Annotated in this window: 24 protein-coding genes; 10 read left to right on the forward strand and 14 right to left on the reverse strand. The window is 60.9% G+C overall.

Annotated features, from left to right (window positions below):
- Positions 1-18 precede the first annotated feature (18 nt).
- On the reverse strand, positions 19-975 hold the full coding sequence (locus tag C8265_RS06615) for an AEC family transporter (protein WP_108483203.1): 957 nt from the start codon (positions 973-975) through the stop codon (positions 19-21).
- Positions 976-1164: 189 nt separating this feature from the next.
- Between C8265_RS06615 and C8265_RS06620 the strand changes: the two genes are divergently transcribed.
- Positions 1165-1782 (forward strand): TetR/AcrR family transcriptional regulator, encoded by a 618-nt coding sequence (locus C8265_RS06620; RefSeq protein ID WP_108483204.1) that lies wholly within the window; start codon positions 1165-1167, stop codon positions 1780-1782.
- Here C8265_RS06620 and C8265_RS06625 read toward each other — a convergent pair.
- From C8265_RS06625 to C8265_RS06645, 5 genes are all read right to left on the reverse strand, one after another.
- Positions 1779-2501, reverse strand: coding sequence for an NYN domain-containing protein (locus C8265_RS06625; RefSeq protein ID WP_108483205.1), 723 nt, complete (start codon positions 2499-2501; stop codon positions 1779-1781). The two genes, C8265_RS06620 and C8265_RS06625, sit on opposite strands and share 4 nt — an antisense overlap.
- 38 nt (positions 2502-2539) lie before the next feature.
- A complete protein-coding gene (locus C8265_RS06630) occupies positions 2540-2890 on the reverse strand; it encodes a hypothetical protein (RefSeq protein WP_108483206.1) in 351 nt (116 codons plus the stop codon).
- A 108-nt stretch (positions 2891-2998) separates the two neighbouring features.
- The gene (locus tag C8265_RS06635) at positions 2999-3841 is read right to left on the reverse strand and encodes a C40 family peptidase (RefSeq protein WP_108483207.1); all 843 of its coding nucleotides are present in this window, start codon (positions 3839-3841) and stop codon (positions 2999-3001) included.
- Positions 3838-5220 carry a leucyl aminopeptidase family protein gene (locus C8265_RS06640; protein ID WP_108483208.1) on the reverse strand — a complete coding sequence of 461 codons (1383 nt, stop codon included), beginning with the start codon at positions 5218-5220 and terminating at the stop codon, positions 3838-3840. Before C8265_RS06640 ends, C8265_RS06635 begins: the two co-directional genes overlap by 4 nt.
- Positions 5221-5291: 71 nt before the next feature.
- Positions 5292-5681, reverse strand: a complete 390-nt coding sequence (locus tag C8265_RS06645; protein ID WP_108483209.1) for a hypothetical protein — start codon at positions 5679-5681, stop codon at positions 5292-5294.
- A 144-nt stretch (positions 5682-5825) separates the two neighbouring features.
- Here C8265_RS06645 and C8265_RS06650 point away from each other — a divergent pair, with 144 nt between their 5' ends.
- Complete coding sequence (locus C8265_RS06650) at positions 5826-6473, forward strand: carbonic anhydrase (RefSeq protein WP_108483210.1); 648 nt, start codon at positions 5826-5828, stop codon at positions 6471-6473.
- 50 nt (positions 6474-6523) lie between these two features.
- Here the strand turns inward: C8265_RS06650 and C8265_RS06655 are convergent, their stop codons facing one another.
- Both C8265_RS06655 and C8265_RS19455 read right to left on the reverse strand, forming a co-directional pair.
- On the reverse strand, positions 6524-6715 hold the full coding sequence (locus C8265_RS06655; protein WP_108483211.1) for a hypothetical protein: 192 nt from the start codon (positions 6713-6715) through the stop codon (positions 6524-6526).
- Positions 6716-6740: 25 nt separating this feature from the next.
- The gene (locus C8265_RS19455) at positions 6741-6914 is read right to left on the reverse strand and encodes a hypothetical protein (RefSeq protein WP_164512287.1); all 174 of its coding nucleotides are present in this window, start codon (positions 6912-6914) and stop codon (positions 6741-6743) included.
- 695 nt (positions 6915-7609) lie between these two features.
- On the opposite strand from C8265_RS19455, the gene C8265_RS06660 reads away from it, so the two are divergent.
- From C8265_RS06660 to denD, 3 genes are read left to right on the forward strand one after another with little or no spacing between them, the layout of a single operon-like run.
- The gene (locus tag C8265_RS06660) at positions 7610-8305 is read left to right on the forward strand and encodes a hypothetical protein (protein ID WP_108483212.1); all 696 of its coding nucleotides are present in this window, start codon (positions 7610-7612) and stop codon (positions 8303-8305) included.
- Positions 8305-8931, forward strand: a complete 627-nt coding sequence (locus C8265_RS06665) for a hypothetical protein (RefSeq protein WP_206050290.1) — start codon at positions 8305-8307, stop codon at positions 8929-8931. Before C8265_RS06660 ends, C8265_RS06665 begins: the two co-directional genes overlap by 1 nt.
- 8 nt (positions 8932-8939) lie before the next feature.
- Positions 8940-9926 (forward strand): D-erythronate dehydrogenase, encoded by a 987-nt coding sequence (denD, locus tag C8265_RS06670; RefSeq protein ID WP_108483213.1) that lies wholly within the window; start codon positions 8940-8942, stop codon positions 9924-9926.
- A 65-nt stretch (positions 9927-9991) separates the two neighbouring features.
- Here the strand turns inward: denD and C8265_RS06675 are convergent, their stop codons facing one another.
- Both C8265_RS06675 and C8265_RS06680 read right to left on the reverse strand, forming a co-directional pair.
- The gene (locus C8265_RS06675) at positions 9992-10882 is read right to left on the reverse strand and encodes a nickel/cobalt transporter (RefSeq protein ID WP_108483214.1); all 891 of its coding nucleotides are present in this window, start codon (positions 10880-10882) and stop codon (positions 9992-9994) included.
- A gap of 103 nt (positions 10883-10985) precedes the next feature.
- Complete coding sequence (locus C8265_RS06680) at positions 10986-11894, reverse strand: zinc ABC transporter substrate-binding protein (RefSeq protein WP_108483215.1); 909 nt, start codon at positions 11892-11894, stop codon at positions 10986-10988.
- Between the two features lie 85 nt (positions 11895-11979).
- Between C8265_RS06680 and C8265_RS06685 the strand changes: the two genes are divergently transcribed.
- From C8265_RS06685 to C8265_RS06705, 5 genes are all read left to right on the forward strand, one after another.
- Positions 11980-12459: a Fur family transcriptional regulator gene (locus C8265_RS06685; protein WP_108483216.1), complete on the forward strand. Its 480-nt coding sequence runs from the start codon at positions 11980-11982 to the stop codon at positions 12457-12459.
- The gene (locus C8265_RS06690) at positions 12456-13193 is read left to right on the forward strand and encodes an ATP-binding cassette domain-containing protein (protein ID WP_108483217.1); all 738 of its coding nucleotides are present in this window, start codon (positions 12456-12458) and stop codon (positions 13191-13193) included. Before C8265_RS06685 ends, C8265_RS06690 begins: the two co-directional genes overlap by 4 nt.
- Positions 13193-13987 (forward strand): metal ABC transporter permease, encoded by a 795-nt coding sequence (locus C8265_RS06695; protein ID WP_108483350.1) that lies wholly within the window; start codon positions 13193-13195, stop codon positions 13985-13987. The genes C8265_RS06690 and C8265_RS06695 overlap by 1 nt, the downstream gene beginning before the upstream one ends.
- 49 nt (positions 13988-14036) lie before the next feature.
- Positions 14037-14537: a gluconokinase gene (locus C8265_RS06700; RefSeq protein WP_206050292.1), complete on the forward strand. Its 501-nt coding sequence runs from the start codon at positions 14037-14039 to the stop codon at positions 14535-14537.
- 70 nt (positions 14538-14607) lie between these two features.
- Entirely contained in the window at positions 14608-15624 is a 1017-nt protein-coding gene (locus tag C8265_RS06705; protein WP_206050294.1) for a LacI family DNA-binding transcriptional regulator, read from the forward strand.
- On the opposite strand, the gene C8265_RS19895 is transcribed toward C8265_RS06705, so the two are convergent.
- The 4 genes from C8265_RS19895 to fdh3B form a co-directional block, all read right to left on the reverse strand.
- Positions 15621-15752 carry a hypothetical protein gene (locus C8265_RS19895; protein WP_276308494.1) on the reverse strand — a complete coding sequence of 44 codons (132 nt, stop codon included), beginning with the start codon at positions 15750-15752 and terminating at the stop codon, positions 15621-15623. The genes C8265_RS06705 and C8265_RS19895 overlap by 4 nt on opposite strands.
- On the reverse strand, positions 15749-16927 hold the full coding sequence (locus C8265_RS06710) for a formate dehydrogenase subunit gamma (RefSeq protein ID WP_108483218.1): 1179 nt from the start codon (positions 16925-16927) through the stop codon (positions 15749-15751). The genes C8265_RS19895 and C8265_RS06710 overlap by 4 nt, the downstream gene beginning before the upstream one ends.
- Before the next feature lie 177 nt (positions 16928-17104).
- Positions 17105-17362: a glycine zipper 2TM domain-containing protein gene (locus tag C8265_RS06715; RefSeq protein WP_108483219.1), complete on the reverse strand. Its 258-nt coding sequence runs from the start codon at positions 17360-17362 to the stop codon at positions 17105-17107.
- Between the two features lie 122 nt (positions 17363-17484).
- Entirely contained in the window at positions 17485-18078 is a 594-nt protein-coding gene (gene fdh3B / locus C8265_RS06720; RefSeq protein WP_108483220.1) for a formate dehydrogenase FDH3 subunit beta, read from the reverse strand.
- Positions 18079-18087: the final 9 nt, after the last annotated feature.

Genomic DNA, 18087 nt, shown 5'->3' on the forward strand with positions numbered 1-18087 from the left:
TCTTTCGTTGCCCTATGGCTATCCCGTGGCAAGGGCGCTGGCAACACCGCCGCCGGTGATCCAGGCGATCACCAACGAAACGCTCAGCACCGACAGGGCAGTTGAAATCAGGATTGAGGCCGACACCCGCTGTGGCGCAACCCCGTAATGTTGGGCGATGATATACACATTTCCCGCCACCGGCAGCGATGCCGCGGCAATCATCACCCCGGCGGCATAGGGATCAACCGGAATGACATACAACACGGCCACGGCCACCGCCAAAGGGTGCAGCGCCAGTTTGCAGGTCGACAGCCAAATCGCCACGCTGACCCGTTCGGCCGATTTTGACGCCAGCGATGCGCCGATGGCGAACAGGGCGCCGGGCGTGGCCGCGCCGCCCAATATCGCCAGAAATTCGTTCATCGGTGCCGGGATCGGCCATTCCAGTGCGGCCCAGCCAAACCCAAGAGCGATGGACATGATCATCGGATTGCGCATCAGGCCCAAACCCACAGTGCGCACTACTCCAAAGGCCAACCGCCCGTCGCGCCCGCCCGTGATCAGGATCACCACCAGCGATCCAAACACGATCAGATCGACGGCGATAATCAACATCACCGGGCCGATCGCCCCGTCGCCCAGAAGGAGAACCAACATCGGCACGCCTAAAAACCCGACATTGCCAATCACCGCGCATTGCGCCTCAATTGCGGCCTGTTCCACCCCGACCCCCCGGATCACCGCCACAACCGTGGCCAACAGATATACCGCCAGCGACGCGCCGAAATAGGCCAGGATCAGATCACCGTCCAAAACCTCCCAGAATGACAGGTTGGCGGCGAACCGGAACAGCATTGCCGACAGGGCAAAGTAGAACACGAACTTGGTCAGATATCCTGTCGCCTCGGCGGTGAAAAACCGGGTGCGCCCGGCAAGATAGCCAAGGGCGATCAAGGCAAAGAAAGGCAGGGTTTTCATGAAAATCTCAACCATGTCAAATGGCTAGACCGTCACCGATGAGAACACAATGCGCCCTGGTTTTTTCTTGCTGAAAATATCCGCGCCGCAGGCATCCTGCCCTTGCCACATGCGCAACGCGTGATAACTCATGCCCCAGTAGGGAACAGGCGCTTGCCCCGATTGAACCAAGCGGTTTACACTTGTCCAAAGCCGGGGGTGGCCATGAACATGTTGGATCAGACGATCAAAAAAGGCCGCAAATTCGATCAGGTTCTGACCGGCGCGCGCGCGGTATTTCTGGCCGATGGGTTTGAGGGCGCCAGCGTCGATGAGATTGCCAAGGTGGCGGGCGTGTCGAAGGCCACGTTATACAGTTATTTTCCCGATAAACGGGTGCTGTTTTCCGAAGTGGCCAAGGCCGAATGCCGCCGCCAGGCCGATACCGCCATTGCCCAGATCGACATGGCCGGCCGCCCCGAAACCGTATTGTTTGCGGCGGGTTCACATCTGATCCGGTTTTTCCTGTCGGATTTCGGGCAACGGGTGTTTCGCATCTGCGTGGCTGAAACCGAACGGTTCCCCGAACTGGGCCGTCAGTTTTACGAAAGCGGCCCGGCGGTGGTGGAGGCGGCGCTGGTTGGTTATTTCGATCTGGCGATGGCGCGGGGGGAACTAAAGATTCAGGATCAACCGCTGGCCGCGCATCAATTCAGCGAGTTGTGCAAGGCCGAGCTGTTTCCAAAGCTGGTGTTTGGGGTGCAAACCAGTTTCAGTGGTGCCGAGGTCGACCGCGTGATCGGTGGCGCGGTCGACATGTTCATGGCCCGCTACGGCGCTTAATCAATCCGGCGCAGGTGGAACTGACTGCCGATTTTCTTGGTTTCGAACCGCTTCAGCTCTTGCACCAGATCGCTCAGCTTGCGCTTGCCATAGGTGCGGGTGTCGAAATCGGGGTTGTCGGCCATGATATATTGGCCAAGCGGGCCAAGGGCATACCATTCATCATCCTGATCGATCTTGTCCATCGCCTTGATGATCAGGGGCACGGCGTTGATCGGGGGTTGTTTGCCACCGGTGGCGGGGGCTGTCTCGCCCTTTTGGGTGGGGGCCGGTGGTTCATCGATGATATTTTCGATCAGAATGAACCGGTTGCACACATTGCGCAGGGATTCCGGTGCCTTGCCTTCGCCAATGCCGATCACCACCAGACCCTGTTCGCGGATGCGGTTGGCCAAGGCGGTAAAATCGCTGTCGGAACTGACGATGACAAACCCATCGAACCGCCCTGTGTGCAAAATATCCATGGCATCGATCACCAGCCCGATATCGCTGGCGTTCTTGCCTTTGGTGTTTGCGGTTTCCTGATGCGCGACAAGGCCAAGCGCGCGCACGGTGCCGCTCCAATTGGCCAACTGGCCCGAGGACCAATCGCCGTACACCCGGCGCAGGGCCGGTTCGCCGATGGTGGTGATTTCTTTTAGGATCGCACCGGCATATTTCGCAGGAATATTATCGGCATCGATCAAGACGGCATAAAGGGGACGGTCATTGTGTTTCATGACCGTCCCATATCATACTGAAATAACTTTGGAAGAATTCAATAGCACCAAAGCGGCCCGCAAATCGGCATTCGGCGCGACGTTTCTGTTTCGGCGTCCGTAATCACGTCAGTCAGTGACGGATCGCCCGCCGCCAACTCCTTTGCCAAGGCAAAGGCATCTTCGCGACTGGTCAGCGCATCGCCCGGCGCTGCCGCCGCACCGCCAAGAGTGGCCCGCAGCCGGATGCCGGCGAGAACCAGAACCGGCTCACCCCGCGCCTGGCCCAGGGCAATAAGGTGTTCTGACATTGCGATTTCGTCCAGCACCGCAGGCGATGCAGTTTCCTGCGCCTGAATCGGCAGGGCAAAAGAGGTGGCAATGGCAAGGGCGGCAAGCAGTGTTTTCATATCTGGCATCCGTTTGAAGGTAAGCAATACAATAACGCTAGATCGGCATTTTCGGCCGCGCAACGGTTTCGTATCGGATGACAGAGTTTGTCATTCGGTCGCCGGTGATCAGGGAAACAGGCGGCGGCGCATGGTGACAGGGCCATCGCCGCCCGCCTCGATCCGGGCAATTGCATCGGCAATCGGTTCGCGCCGGGTGATCATGCCAAAGGCGGTGGCGTGAATCATGGTGTCCGCGTCTTCGGCAAGGGCAACATGCCCGGCCCAGAATATCACATCGTTGCGCTGACAGGGCTGATTGTCACCCAAGGGCACGCCCAACGTGCGCGCCTGTTGATCGCTGTCGCCCATACAGGCAATTCCGGCGGCCAGACACGCCGCCTGCACCAGCCCCGAACAATCAAGACCATCGCCGGTATTCCCGGCCCAAAGATAGGGCGTGCCCAAAAACAGGGCCGCGGTTTCGGCAGGGTCGGGCAGGGGGGCCGACACCGGGCGCAGATGATCGCGGTGCACGATCCCGGTGCCACCGTGCCAATTCACCGCGTGCCAATCCGACCTGTCGTCGCTCACGCTGACGCGGGCGTTGAACGGCAGGCGCATCAGCGGTGCGGCCTTCATTCCCGCCTGCGGGTAAATATGGGTTTGGCGCACACGCACGGCATGGGTGGGCGGGATGACCGGGCCAAGGGCGGCCTCATCGAGATACCCGCAATATCCATCCTTTCGGGATTGAACAAAGGCAACGCCGCCGCGCCGTTCATAGACATCGACGATATCGCCAAACAAAAGCTGTCGGTCGCGGGGGCCATCGGGCCGGGCCAAAAGAAAGACGGCAAATGTGATAACTTGCGCCGGTTGCGGGGTGACAAAGCGGTCGGCCTTTACCTCACCCTCGAGATGAGCAGCGGCGACGCGGCCATTGGCGGGGGTCTGGCGGCGGTCTGTCACAGGTTCAACATTCCCGGAAGCGCCTGAAGAATGGCGCGTGCGCCCATGCCAACGCCGCCTTTGGGGCGGGCGGGGGCGGGCGTGGGATTCCAGCCGTAGATATCAAAATGGGCATAGGGCGCAGACCCGGCAAAGCGGCGCAAGAACAGCGCGGCGGTGATCGATCCGGCAAATCCGCCCGATGGCGCATTGTCCAGATCGGCAATGCCCGGTTCGATCATTGTTTCATAAGGATCCCAGAACGGCATCCGCCACAACGGATCGCGCACCTGTGTCCCGGCATGAAACAGCGCATCGGCGATACCGTCATCGTCACAGTAATAGGGCGCCAGATCCGGCCCCACGGCCACCCGCGCGGCCCCGGTCAGGGTGGCCATCGAGATCGTCAGATCGCTGGGGGTTTCTGCGGCCAGCGCCAGAGCGTCGGCCAGAACCAGCCGGCCCTCGGCATCGGTGTTGTTGATTTCAACGGTCAGGCCATTGCGCGCGGTCAGGATATCGCCGGGGCGAAAGCTGTTTGCCGCCACGGCGTTTTCCACCGCCGGGATCAGCACGCGCAGACGCAGTGGCAGGTTTTGTGCCATGATCATATGCGCCAGACCCAGAACCGTTGCCGCGCCGCCCATATCCTTTTTCATCAGCGCCATTGAGGCACCGGGTTTCAGGTTCAGCCCGCCGGTGTCAAAACACACGCCCTTGCCCACCAGGGTCAAGGTGGGGCCGGCATCGCCCCAGATCATATCAATCAGGCGGGGGGCGTCGGCGGCGGCGCGGCCCACGGCGTGGATCATCGGAAAATTATCGGTCAACAGGGCGTCACCGGTGGTGACGGACACCGCCGCGCCATGGGCGGCGGCCAGATCGCGTGCGGCCTGCTCCAGCGCGGCTGGCCCCATATCGCTGGCCGGTGTGTTGATCAGATCGCGGGTCAGAGCCTCGCCCTTGGCGATGGTTTCCAGCCGGGCCGCATCAACCCCGTCGGGCGCGCGCAACATTGCCTTGGGCGGCGCGGATTTGGCATAGCGTTCAAACCGATACCCCGCCAACAGCCATCCCAGCGCCGCCTCATCCAAGGCCGGGCCGGTCATGTCTGTGTGCAATTCCCAGGTGCCCTCGGGCAGGTTGGCGCGCGCGGCGGCCACGGTGAACCGCCGCCGCCGGGCGTCGTTCGCGCCGCCAAGACCAACAATCGCGCCCACGGGCGCACCATCGGGCCCCGGCAGCACCAAAACCGTATCCGCCGCGCCGGTAAAGCCGTTGGCGCGCACCCACGCGCGATGGGCCGGCTCCGCGCGGTCAAGCCACCGATCCAGCCCTTGGGTGTCAACCACATGCAAGGGCAGGGCGGTTTCATCGGCGGGGGCAAAACGAAGGGGCATGGGGGGTGGCCTTTCCAGAAAACACTTCCGCCACACTAACCCTGTTTTGCCCGCCGACAAGACCCCATCGGTTACACGATCTGATCCTGCAAATCCCAGATTTCAGACAGGGCATCATTGCCCAACCGCACCAACCGGGCCAGATTAGCCGACAGCGCCACACCATCACTGCCCTTGGCCAATGTGGCTACGGTAAAGGCGACGCGCGCCATCCGCTCCAACCCGATGCGCCCGGCAATTTCGCCTATGGCGATGCCTTCGGTTTTGATATCGTCAAACCGGTCCTGGCGATACGCCCCCGCGATCCGTGACAGGCCCAGGGCCACGTCTTCCAACGCTTCGGCGACGTTGTTGTCGGCCTGATTTGCGCTGTTGGTATCGCGCAACAGCGCCAGACATGCCGGATCAATCGACACCGGTTCGATTGGCCGCAACATTGCGACCTTGTGTTGAGTGTTCATATTCTTCCACCTCTCTTGCCCCACAGGCATCATTTCAGAAATGGCTCAACAATTCGTTGCCGCGTGAGGGCAGAAATCGCTCGAATTCCCCGAAAATTGGCACTACACGGGGGCACAACAGGCCGTTGAGAAAAAGGATCTTGGATGGAATTCGCCCAACCGCTTCCCGCCTATTTGGTACAGCGTTATCATGGCTGGAAGGCGACGACATATACCGAGAACAAAGTGTGGTATCGCCATTTGGCCAGCGAGGGGCAGCATCCCCGCGCCATGGTGATTTCATGTTGCGACAGCCGTGTGCACGTTACCTCTATTTTCGGGGCCGAGCAGGGCGAGTTTTTCATTCATCGCAATATCGCCAATCTGGTGCCGCCCTTTACCGACGACGGCGATCACCACGGCACATCGGCGGCGGTGGAATATGCGGTCACCGCGTTGAAGGTGCCCCATATCATCGTGCTGGGCCATTCCAACTGTGGCGGTGTGAAAGGGTGTTACGACATGTGTTCCGGCACCGCGCCCGAGCTGGAAAAAAAGACCAGCTTTATTGGCCGCTGGATGGATATTTTGCGGCCCGGTTACCTGGCGCTGAAGCAAACCGAAGATGTTGCGCGCCAGATCGAGCTGGAACATGCGGCGGTGCGAATTTCGCTGGATAATCTGATGTCATTCCCCTTTGTCGCCGATGCCGTGCGCGAAGAGCGTCTGACCCTGCATGGATTATGGACAGATATCGGCGAAGGCGGCCTGTGGGGATTTGACGGCAAAGCCAAAGCGTTTGAACCGCTTTGATTGCGTAGGGCAGGCGGCATCTGGCCGCCTGTCGTGGCGCGCCGGTTGGTTCAAATGGATGCCAGCAGCGCCTCGCGCGGGGGCGACATGCGGATGCGCAAATCGGTCAGTTGCGCGGCCACCGAATGTTGTGGCACGGTGCGCGGGCGCCCATCCCAAAACAGGTTGATCTGCGGCATCCGCGTTTCCAAAAGCGCGGTCTTGCGGTTCTGGCGGGCCTTTTCAACAAGTTCCTGATACATCTGAAACTCCGTTCTTACTTCGAAATTATGGCGTGGTGCGGTTGGTGTGATATCCCAATTCGGCTGCAAACAGCCGGGTGATTTCTGCGCGGCTCAGGCGTTCTGGTGCGCGCGGGCAATGTGATTGGCGTTCCAACGTGACCGGGATTGGCCAGGCATTGTTCCAAAATCGGCCGAGTATTCGTGTCAGGTGTTTCATCATCCACTCCGATCATCACCCCCCACGCCCGCATATGGCGCGCTGTGGGGGGCTGAGATTCAAGGTTGTTCCGCTTGATTTGCCGGCCCGATCAACGGTGGCGGGAGCATCGTTTCGAATGCCCCGATCTGTGAACGGTGCCCCAGTTCCCTGGTCGGCATCGTTCGGTGCGGCGGTCAGGATCGCGTTGTCGTATGTCAGGCACCCCTGCACTGTCATACCGTCGATCTGCCTTGCCGCGCCTCTCCCCTCTCCCGAACCAAACTGTCCGAGGTCATGACCCGGTTTAACACGCACATTGTTGCCGGACCTTTACGGAACCAATTTCAATCCGCCGCGCTCTGTTAACCTTTGACGTACAGAACTGATTTTGTTGGATAAAAAACAGGTTTAGTGGTGGAATTTTCTGTATCTCCGCGCCCTTTTCACGGATTGTTCCCGGATTTCACCCCATGGTAAGCTTTCTGTCTGGTAAAGATTTACCAATTTGCCCCGTATTCCCCGGTTTTATCAACGGTTCGTCAACCTTGATCATACGGATCAGGCAACCGGTGCCGCGAATCGGCGGGCCATCTTGGGCGCGGCCCGCGATGCACGATCCTTGCCGACCGCAGATGATTTGGAAAAGCCTCTGGCATTTCCGGGGCAGAGGACGCTAAAATCACACCACAGCTTTTTAATTCCGGATCACTCCAATGGCCGCGCCGCACCTTCCCAAACAAGCCTCTGATTTGCGCCTGCCGCTGCGCGATTTGATGCGCGGCGCGCGGCGCACCCTGTCCTTGCCCGAGGCCGCGTTGAAACCCGCGCTGGGCATATTGCCCGGGCCTGTGGGCGATATATTGCACCGGATGTCAGGGTTGCTGCCCGATTTTGAATCCGCCGGGCAACCCGCGTCGCGCGCTGACATCGATTTGGTGTGCCAGGGGTTGGCAGGGGTCAAGGGGCGCAATATTTCGCGGGCGTTTGCCAGGGTATTGGCCCATGGGATGGAGCGCGTTTTGGATCAGAGCGGCGATACGACCCTGTTGATCAGTGAAACCTTGGCCGCAATTGCCTTTGGCGCTTTGCGCTTTGATCAGGGGGCGGGCGATGATGTGGCCGATGCCGCGGCCCAGCTTTGGCTGGCACTGGATGCGGGCCATGTGATCGGCGTGGTGCCGGGCACGCCCATCGCCATCAATGCGGCCGATTCGGCGCGTATTCACAGTGCCTTGCACGCTTTGGTGCTGTGGCTGCTGACCGAACGCCCCGACGACCCAAGCCAGGAGGATGACATCCTCGCCCTGTGCGCCGCCTTTGCCAGCGTGACCGAAGCAGAGCGATCCGCCGCTTTGGCGACGCCCGAAACCTTGGCGCAGATGGTGCGCCAACACGCCGTCATGATCTGATGACGCCCGAACCTTCGCCCCTGGATCACGGTCAGCCGATCCGCAAATCCATTCGTCGCCTGCGCTGGTTCGTGCAGGGCTTTCGCGCGCAGATGGAACAGATGGAACAGGAAACCGGCCTGCGGTTTGCCTTGGATGCGGGTAAATTGTCGGCGGCGTTTCTGGATTGGTTGCGCGCGTTCGAAACCCACCGGCCCGATGATCCTGCAGATCGCCGCGCCTATACCGGCTTTGCGGCCGGCCTGATGCTGCGCACCCTGCTTGACCATGGGCCGGCCCGGTTGGTCGAACCCGGCAGGGCGACGCCAAGCGATGTGCCGGAACATTTCTGGCCCGAAGGGTTCTTGTATGTGTCGTTCTGCCTGAATGTGCGCGCGGCCGTGCTGGCGCAGGATTTTCACGAAAAACAACGCATCGTGCCAGAACTGACCGATTTGCGTACCTGGTGGTCGTTCAAGGAAAACACCGCCGAAGACGTCACACAGGCCATCGGATTTCTCGATCTGTTCGCGGGCGAAACCCCCGATTGGGAAATGCCCGGCCTGTTTCGCAGCAAAGCCGCCCAGAACCGCGCCCTGACCGATGCCAAATCCATGGTCGCCTTGGGCGGCACCAAACCTGAATAGGAAACCCTATGCATATCATGATAATCGGGGCCGCCGGAATGATCGGCCGCAAACTGACCGAACGGCTGGTGGCCGATGGCACTTTGGGCGGAAAGCCGATCACCGCCTTCAGCCTGATCGATGTGATCGAACCCGCCGCACCCGCCGGGTTTGGCGGCACCTGCGTCTGTCAGGCCGCCGACCTGTCGGCGCCTGACGTGGCCGCCGCGCTGGCCACGGCCCGCCCGGATGTCATCTTTCACCTCGCTGCCATTGTCTCGGGCGAGGCCGAGGCCGATTTCGACAAAGGCTATCGGATCAACCTTGATGGCACCCGCTATCTGTTTGATGCGATCCGCGCCGAGGGGCAAACCGAACCCTATTGCCCCAGGGTGGTATTCACCTCCTCCATCGCAATCTTCGGCGCGCCCTTTCCCGATCAGATCAGCGATACTTATTACCACACGCCGCAAACCAGCTATGGCACCCAAAAGGCGATCTGCGAATTGCTTTTGGCCGATTATTCCCGGCGCGGCATCTTTGATGGGATCGGCATCCGCCTGCCCACCATCTGCGTGCGTCCCGGTGCACCCAACAAGGCGGCGTCGGGGTTCTTTTCCAATATCTTGCGCGAACCCCTGATCGGCCAACCGGCTGTTCTGCCGGTTCCCGATACCACGCGCCATTGGCTCGCCAGCCCCCGCGCCGCCGTCGGGTTCCTGATTCACGCGGCAGTGTTGGATACTGCCCCCTTGGGCCAGCGGCGCAACCTGTCCATGCCCGGCCTCAGCACAACAGTGGCCGAACAGATCGAGGCCCTGCGCCGCGCTGCCGGTGACAAGGCTGTCGCGCTGATCAAAATCGAACCCGATGAAACCATCGCAAAAATTGTCGCAGGCTGGCCCGAAAACTTCGATCCGCAACTCGCCATTTCGCTGGGCTTCACCGCTGACCCGTCTTTCGATGCCATCATTCAGGCGCATATCGATGACGAACTGGGCGGCACCCTGCCGTGATCATTTCTGTTTTCTAAATATCCCGGGGGGGGCCGCAGGCCGGGGGCAGCGCCCCCAACCCCCGCTCAAAACATCTGGATCGCGACCCAGATAATCACCACACCTGCCGCCATCTCAACGGCAGGCAATACCAATTGCGCGACCGGTCCCGCCGTCAGCGAAATCAGCGCCCCGCGCCGCAGGCCGGTGGCAGCCAACGCCACGCCTATGGTGATTGTCGCGGTGCCCAGACCCATGGCAAATGCTCCGGCCACCCCGGCCAGACCCACACCCATTTGCCAGGTCAAAAGCAACAAAAACAGCGCCCCAGTACAGGGCCGTATGGCAATGGCACCGATTAAAACCAAGGCATCGCGCCAGCTTTGCACACCTTCGGCCTGTTCCAGGGTGGGGCCATGGGCGTGGCCGCAACTGGCACAGGTGCCATCCGTGCCCGGCACCGGCGCATGGCTCTGCGTGCGCCGCACCACCCACAATTTGCGCCCACCGCGCCAGAACAACCACCCCCCGATCAGCCCGATGGCGACAAAGCTGGCGGGGGCCAGATAGTTTTCGGCGACGCCGGTCATGTCGGTCCGGCCCAGGCTCAACACTGACAATCCGCCATAAACCAGAATGACCGCTGTTCCGGCCTGTGCCATGGATGACGCAAGGGCAATTCCCGCCAGCCGCGCCATGGCCACGGTGCGCCCCAACCCATAGCCGCCAATCAAAACCTTGCCATGGCCCGGCCCGGCAGCGTGAAAGAACCCATAGGCAAAACAAACACCCATCAGCGCGGCAAACGCGCCCGGTTCGCCCGCCCGCAAGGCCCGCAGACCCCGCGCCATCGCGGTTTGAAACGCGCGTTGTCCCTCTGCCGCCCAACTGGCCAGCGCGCCGGGCGCACCGGCCCACCACCCGATCACGCCCAACGCGATCAGGCCGAGGGTCAGAAATCCAATCACCCGGCGCATGAACACCGATCCGTGCGCGCGCTTTTGTTATCGGCAAAAGAAACGGGACGCGGGAAAAGCACTGCCCCTTTCAGGACAGCGCGATAAGGCGTTACTTTATCCCTCATAAACAATCTGCCATCGCTTGTGCCATTGCGCCCAGCAGGGTGGGATAAAATGCCTGCCCCGTGGGTATTGTCGTGCCCAACGGATCCAATAGGCCGGTGCGCGCGGCGCTGCCATCAAACACGGTGGCCACCACCCCGGCGTTGAATTGCGGTTCGGCAAATACGCATGTGGCGCCGGTGCGCGCGACAATGGCGCGAATATCGGCAATGCGCGCCGGGCTGGGGTCAGACGCATCGCTCAGCGATATCGCGCCGGCCGGTGTCAGGCCGAATGCCGTTTCAAAATACTGATAGGCATCGTGAAACACGACATAGGGCGTATCGGCAAACGGTGCCAGTTGTGCCGTGATGTCGTGCACCACGGTGTCGATCTCGGCCTGTCCGGTGGCGGCGTTGGCGCGGTAGGTGGCGGCATTGTCCGGGTCAGCCTGTGCGAGGGCGTCACCAATAATCCCCAGCCACGCCTGGCCATTGCCGGGCGAAAGCCAGGCGTGTGGATCATGGGCGTGATCGTCATGATCGTGGCCATGATCGTGGTCGTGATCCGCATCCATCAGGTTTGTTCCCTCACGGCGCTCCAATACCTCGGTTTCGGGTCTATCCAGCAATGTGATGTGGCGTGCGGACCCGGCCAGGGTGGCCATCGGCTTGGCCAATCCGGGCGACAGGTCGGGGCCGATCCAAACCACCAGCTCGGCCTGTTCCAGCGCCGAGGCATTGCTGGGGCGCAGAGCGTAATCATGGGGCGATGCGCCCGGTGCGATCAACAGATCGGGTGTGCCGACCCCTTGCATCACACGGGCGACCAATCCGTGAACCGGGGCGATATCGGTTACCACACGGGGTGGTTCGGCCCAGACGGGGGTGGTGAAAACGGTCAGGGCACAGAGCAGGGGCTTGAACATTACGTCTATCCATGTAACTTTATAACATAACCTTCGTAAGTGATATACTATAACACTTCAAGTTCTTTTTTTGGAAAGTCGCCCGATGACCGTACCTGCCTTTCAACGTCACGATCATGCGGCCTGTATCGACAGCGCCGTGGCCGCCGCCGCCGCCGCCTGTGCGGCGCGGGGGTTGCAATTTACCGAAATCCGCCGTCGGGTGCTGGAAATTCTGCTGGCAGAACACCGGGCCTTGGGCGCCTATGACATCTTGGAACAGTTGCGCGCCGAGGGGCGCGGCGCACAGCCGCCCGTGGCCTATCGTGCACTGGATTTTCTGGTCAAACACGGGTTCGCCCACCGGATCGAACGATTGAACGCCTTTGCCGCCTGCGCGCATCCGGGGGTGGATCATGCGCCTGCTTTTTTGATTTGTCGATCCTGCAGCGCGGTGGCTGAGGCCGAGGCGGGGCCGGAACGGGCCTTGGGGGCCGTGGCCGCGGCGCAGGGCTTCACCATTGAACAAACCGTGGTCGAGGCCGAGGGCCTGTGCCCCAATTGCACGCCCGAGGCACAGGCATGAGCCTGTTGTCGCTGGAAAACGTGGCGGTGCGCCTTGGCGGGGCCGATGTGTTGCGCGATGTGACGTTGAATTTTGACCGGGGTGAGATTGTTACCATTGTCGGGCCAAACGGCAGCGGCAAATCCACCTTGCTGCGCACGATGATCGGCGCCGTCGCCCCATCAGCGGGGCGGGTGGTGCGCATGGCGGGGCTGCGCATCGGATATGTGCCCCAAAGCCTGCATATTGATCCGACCCTGCCGATGACGGTGGCGCGGTTCTTATCCCTGCCCGTGCGGCGCGGTGCGGCCGAGGTTGCGGCGGCGCTGGCGCAGGCCGGGGTTGCAACCCTGGGCACGCGACAGATGGCGCGCCTGTCGGGGGGGCAGTTTCAGCGCGTTCTGTTGGCCCGGGCGCTGTTGGAAAAACCCGATTTGCTGTTGCTTGACGAAGCAACGCGCGGTCTGGATCAACCCGGATCGGCGGCGTTTTACCATCAGGTGGAAGAATTGCGCCAGACCTTGGGCTGTGGGATCGTCATGGTCAGCCATGAACTGCACGTTGTGATGGCGGCGTCGGACAGGGTGATTTGCCTGAATGGTCACATCTGCTGCGAAGGCAAACCCGATGTGGTGGCCAGTGCGCCGGAATACCGCGCCCTGTTTGGCACCGGAACCGGCGGCGCGCTGGCGCTGTATCGCCACGAACACACCCATTCCCACGATTGCGATCACAGCCAAGAGGCGGCATCATGATATTGGACAGTTTTTTGATCCGTGCGGCATTGGCGGGGGTGGGCGTGGCGCTGGCTGCGGCACCGCTGGGCTGTTTCGTCGTGTGGCGAAGGATGGCGTATTTCGGCGATGCCACGGCCCATGCGGCGATACTTGGCGTTGCGCTGTCGCTGGCCTTTTCCATGTCGGTGTTTGTGGGCGCATTGGTGGTGGCACTGGCCATGGCAGGGCTTGTATCGTCCCTGTCAAACCGGGGTTATGCGATGGATACGCTGTTGGGCGTGCTGGCCCACTCGGCGCTGGCCTTTGGATTGGTTGCGGCGTCGTTTCTGACCGGGGTGCGGTTGGATCTGATGGCTTATCTGTTTGGTGATATCCTGGCCGTGTCGCGCACCGATGTGATGGTGATCTGGGGCGGCGCGGCGCTGGTTCTGGCGCTGCTGTCGTGGCGGTGGTCGGCGCTTCTTACTGCGACACTGAACACCGATCTGGCCTATGCCAGCGGTATTGATCCGCGGCGCGAACAACTGGTGCTGACCGTGGCGCTGGCCGTGGTTGTGGCCGTGGCGATAAAGGTGGTTGGTGCGCTGTTGATTGGGGCAATGTTGGTGGTGCCCGCTGCCGCCGCCCGGCCTCTGGCGCGCACGCCCGAATCCATGGCGATCATCGCGGCAGTGATCGGTGCCGCCTCGGCCCTGGGGGGATTGGCGGCGGCGTTTCGGTTCGACACGCCCACCGGCCCCACCATCGTATGTGTGGCTGCGGTGTGTTTTGCCGTTACGGCAGTATTTGGCGGAGTGCGCCGCGCGGCTTGACAGGCAGTGTTACCGATAACATAACCAGATGACAACCAAGGGGGATCGCATGGACCGATATGTTGTCATGGGGGTGTCGGGCTGCGGCAAAAGCGTGATTGGCGCGCTTTTGGCCGAACGGATGGGGGCCACGTATATTGATGGCGATGATCTGCACCCTGCTTCGAACGTGGCGAAAATGGCTGCGGGTACGGCCCTGACCGATGAGGACCGCGCGCCGTGGCTGGACCAGGTTGGCGCAACCCTTGGCGCGGCGCAGGGCGTTGCGATTATCGGCTGTTCGGCGCTGAAACGCATTTACCGCGACCGGATTCGCGCGGCGGCGGGGCAGGATGTGATGTTCCTGCATCTGTCGGGTGACAAAACGCTGATTGCGGGGCGAATGGGCGCACGCACCGGGCATTTTATGCCCACATCCCTGCTCGACAGTCAGTTTGAGGCGTTGGAGCCGCCCACATCCGATGAAACCGCGCTGAGCGTTGATATCGGCCCTGATCCGGCTGTGATCGTGAGCAATATTTTGGCGCAGCTTGGCCCAAAGGATCGGTGATTGGGGCGCGGCGCGTTGCAATCGCGGTTATGGAATGGGCATGTTGCACCATTTGGAATAAGGGGCCGAAATGCCAAAATCGCCCACCATGAAGGACGTGGCCCGCGCGGCAGGGGTTTCGGTGATGACAGTCAGCCGTGCATTCAAGGCCGAAAGTTCGGTTAACCCCGAAACCCGCCAGCGCATTCACAGCGTCGCCGAAGACATGGGATATGTGTTTGATGCGATGGCTGCAAACCTGCGGGCGCAGAAATCAGATTTTATCGCAGTGACGATCCCGGCCCTGAACAACGGGAATTTTGCCGATACGGTTGACGCCTTGTCGCGCCGGATGGGCGCAGAGGGCCTTCAGGTGTTGTTAGGATATGATCATTACGATGTTACCGAAGAAGAGCGGCTGATCGAACAATTGCTGCGCCGTCGCCCCGAAGCGATTGTCGTCACCGGCGGCACCCACACGCCCCGCGCGCGGCGGCTGCTGGCGGGGGCGGGGATTGCAGTGATTGAAACCTGGGATCTGCCTGTTGATCCGGTTGGTCACGTGGTGGGGTTTTCGAACGCGGCCTGCGCCGATGCGATGGTCGATCATCTGGTCGGGCAGGGGTTTCGCCGCATCGCATTTATTGGCGGGGACCGCAACGAAGACACCCGCGGCGCCGAGCGCAAGCGCGGGTTCCTGCGCGCCATGGCGCAGCGTGGGCTGCCGGCGGATCGGATGGTTGGCGCGGGGCCACCGCCGATTTCCATGCGCGAGGGCGCAGATGCCATGGCGCGGCTTTTGAGCGATTATCCCGATACGGACGCGGTGATGTGCGTGTCTGACCAATCTGCATTCGGAGCCATGACCGAATGCGCGCGGCGTGGCGTTCGCGTGCCGCAGGATATCGCCATTGCCGGATTTGGTGCCTATGACATCGCGTCGCTGTCGGTGCCCACGCTGACCACGATTGATCCGTTTCCCGCCCTGATCGGCACCCGCACGGCAGACCTGATTCTGGCATTGCGCGATGGCACCGCGCCCGCGGGCAGGCAGACGATCAAAATCAGCCCGGTCTTGCGATTGGGCGGATCGACCGCGCGAGATTAATCCAGACGCACGCTTTTCCCAACGGTTGTGCGTTCCTGGGTGGAAAATCCGGCATAGGTGCGCAATCCGAAATTCGCGCTTACCGCAATCACGACAATGGCGACGAAGGCCAAGATCATTACCTTCATGTTTTCGCCCCCTTGTTTTCGCGCGCTTTCACTTCATCCACCCAAATGCTGTGGTGTTCGCGGGCCCATTGCTCTTCGACATCGCCCGACCCCATGGCGGCATAGGCCCCCTCCATTCCGACAGAGCCGATATAGATATGGGCCAGCACAATGGTGGCCAGAACAATGCTGACGATTGAATGCCACAACTGGGCATATTGCATTTCTTCATGGGGCGTCAGTGCCGTGTTCAGGGGCGCCTGATTGAACCATCCGGGAATGCCCCAGGCATTTATGGTTTCAAATGTCGCCGCAAACATCGGCATTTCAAACGGAAACAACAGCGAAAGCCCGGTAACGGAAATCGACGTGCCCAACAGGATCACCGACCAGAAGATCACCTTTTGACCGGCATTGAACTTTTTCGCCGGGGGATGGCCCCCCCCGAAAATGCCGCCACCTTTCAACAGCCAATTGATATCGGTCTTGTCCGGCAGGTTATGCGCGACCCAAAACACGAATATAATGACGAGGGCCAGCATGAAGGCCCAGGAAACGTTGTTGTGAATCAACTTGCAGGCAAGGGCGACGGTGGAAAACGCATCATGCCCGATCACCGGAATGATGAATTTTCGGCCAAACAGGGTGATCGTGCCCGACAGCGCCAACAAAATGAACGAACCTGCCAACAGCCAATGACCAAACCGTTCGGCGGCTTTGAAACGTTCGATCCTACGGCCGGTTTTTTCGCCTTCAATCGGAATGCGGCCCCGGATCAGGTAAAACAAAATCAGCGCAATCAGCGTGCCCAACAGGATGAAGAACCCATAAGTCATCAGCGGCCCGCGCTGTTTCAGCCACCACATGCCGCGATCCTGAATCAGAACTTCGGCGGCAGGGCCGTTGTTTTGGGTGGTGACATCGGCGGTGTTGAACCGCAGGGCGCGCCACAATTCAGGGTCTGACGCCCCGCCGCGCGTGCCAAGTTGTTCTGTAATCGGCAGCCCTGCATCAGGGTTGCCGGTATTTGCGCGTCGGGCGCTGTCGTCGACCTTTTGTTGGGCCTGACGGGCCATGATATCGGCCAGCGTGGGCGCACCGCCCGTCGATGAGCGATCAGGAATTTCCTGAGCCTGAACGAGGCCCGCCATAAGAATGATGCTGAGCGTACAAAGTACGGTTCGAAGAATATTCATCGGCGGCTTTTCCTCTACCTGGGCGTGCCTCAGATTAGCCCAACGGGACAAAAGTGGGAAGGCTCTGAACACAGTTCACTACCGTTTGATCCGATAGGTCTGGCGTCGGCCCCGTGCCGGGCTATGCCCACGAAAAAGGGCACCCAAATCGGGTGCCCTTGATCGGTGTCAGGTTGATCAGCAGGGGGCGGTATAACGCGACCCGTCACTGCGCTGGTACACGCACTGGCCCGGCTGGTTGGCCCGGCCGATATAGTTACCCGCCGCAGCACCGGCAGCCCCGCCGATAAGCGCGCCAACAACTTTGTCATTCCCGCCCGATACAGCGGCCCCCGTGGCGGCCCCCAAAGCGGCCCCTGTCAGGGTCGATTGACCGGGTGTATCGCAGGCAGCGACCAGACCGACGAGGGGAAGAACGAAAAACAGGCGTCTCATAAGACTACTCCGATATGTGGAACTCGTACACCAAGACCGCAGGTCAGGGAAAGTTCCCGTTAAAAGTGAAAAGTATCCCCAGACATTTTCGCCCCGGGATACGGGTGTCAGAACATCAGGGCTTAACCGCCCTTTTGATCATAGGCGGTGCCCCAGCCCCAGGCGCCCGATCCAAATCCGCGCGCCACAACGCGTTCGCGGTAAATGTTGGCAACATCGTTGCCATCACCGGCCAACAGGGCCTTGGTGGCGCACATTTCCGCACAAAGCGGCAGTTTACCCTCGGCGATCCGGTTCCGACCGTATTTCTGGAACTCGGCCGCCGAATGGTTTTCTTCCGGGCCACCGGCGCAGAAGGTGCATTTGTCCATCTTGCCGCGCGATCCGAAATTCCCCGCCTGTGGAAACTGCGGCGCACCAAAGGGGCAGGCGTAAAAGCAGTACCCACAGCCAATGCACAGATCTTTCGAGTGCAGGACCACGCCATCATCGGTCTGATAAAAGCAATCCACCGGGCACACCGCCATGCAGGGCGCGTCGGAACAATGCATACAGGCCACGGAAATCGACCGTTCGCCCGGTTTGCCATCATTGATGGTGATCACCTTGCGGCGGTTGATGCCCCACGGCACCTCGTGTTCGTTCTTACAGGCCGTGACGCAGGCGTTGCATTCAATGCAGCGTTCGGCGTCGACCAGAAACTTTGCTCTTGCCATCTCGTTCTC

This window comes from Oceaniglobus ichthyenteri (assembly GCF_003057885.1).
In the GTDB taxonomy this organism is placed as follows: domain Bacteria; phylum Pseudomonadota; class Alphaproteobacteria; order Rhodobacterales; family Rhodobacteraceae; genus Oceaniglobus; species Oceaniglobus ichthyenteri.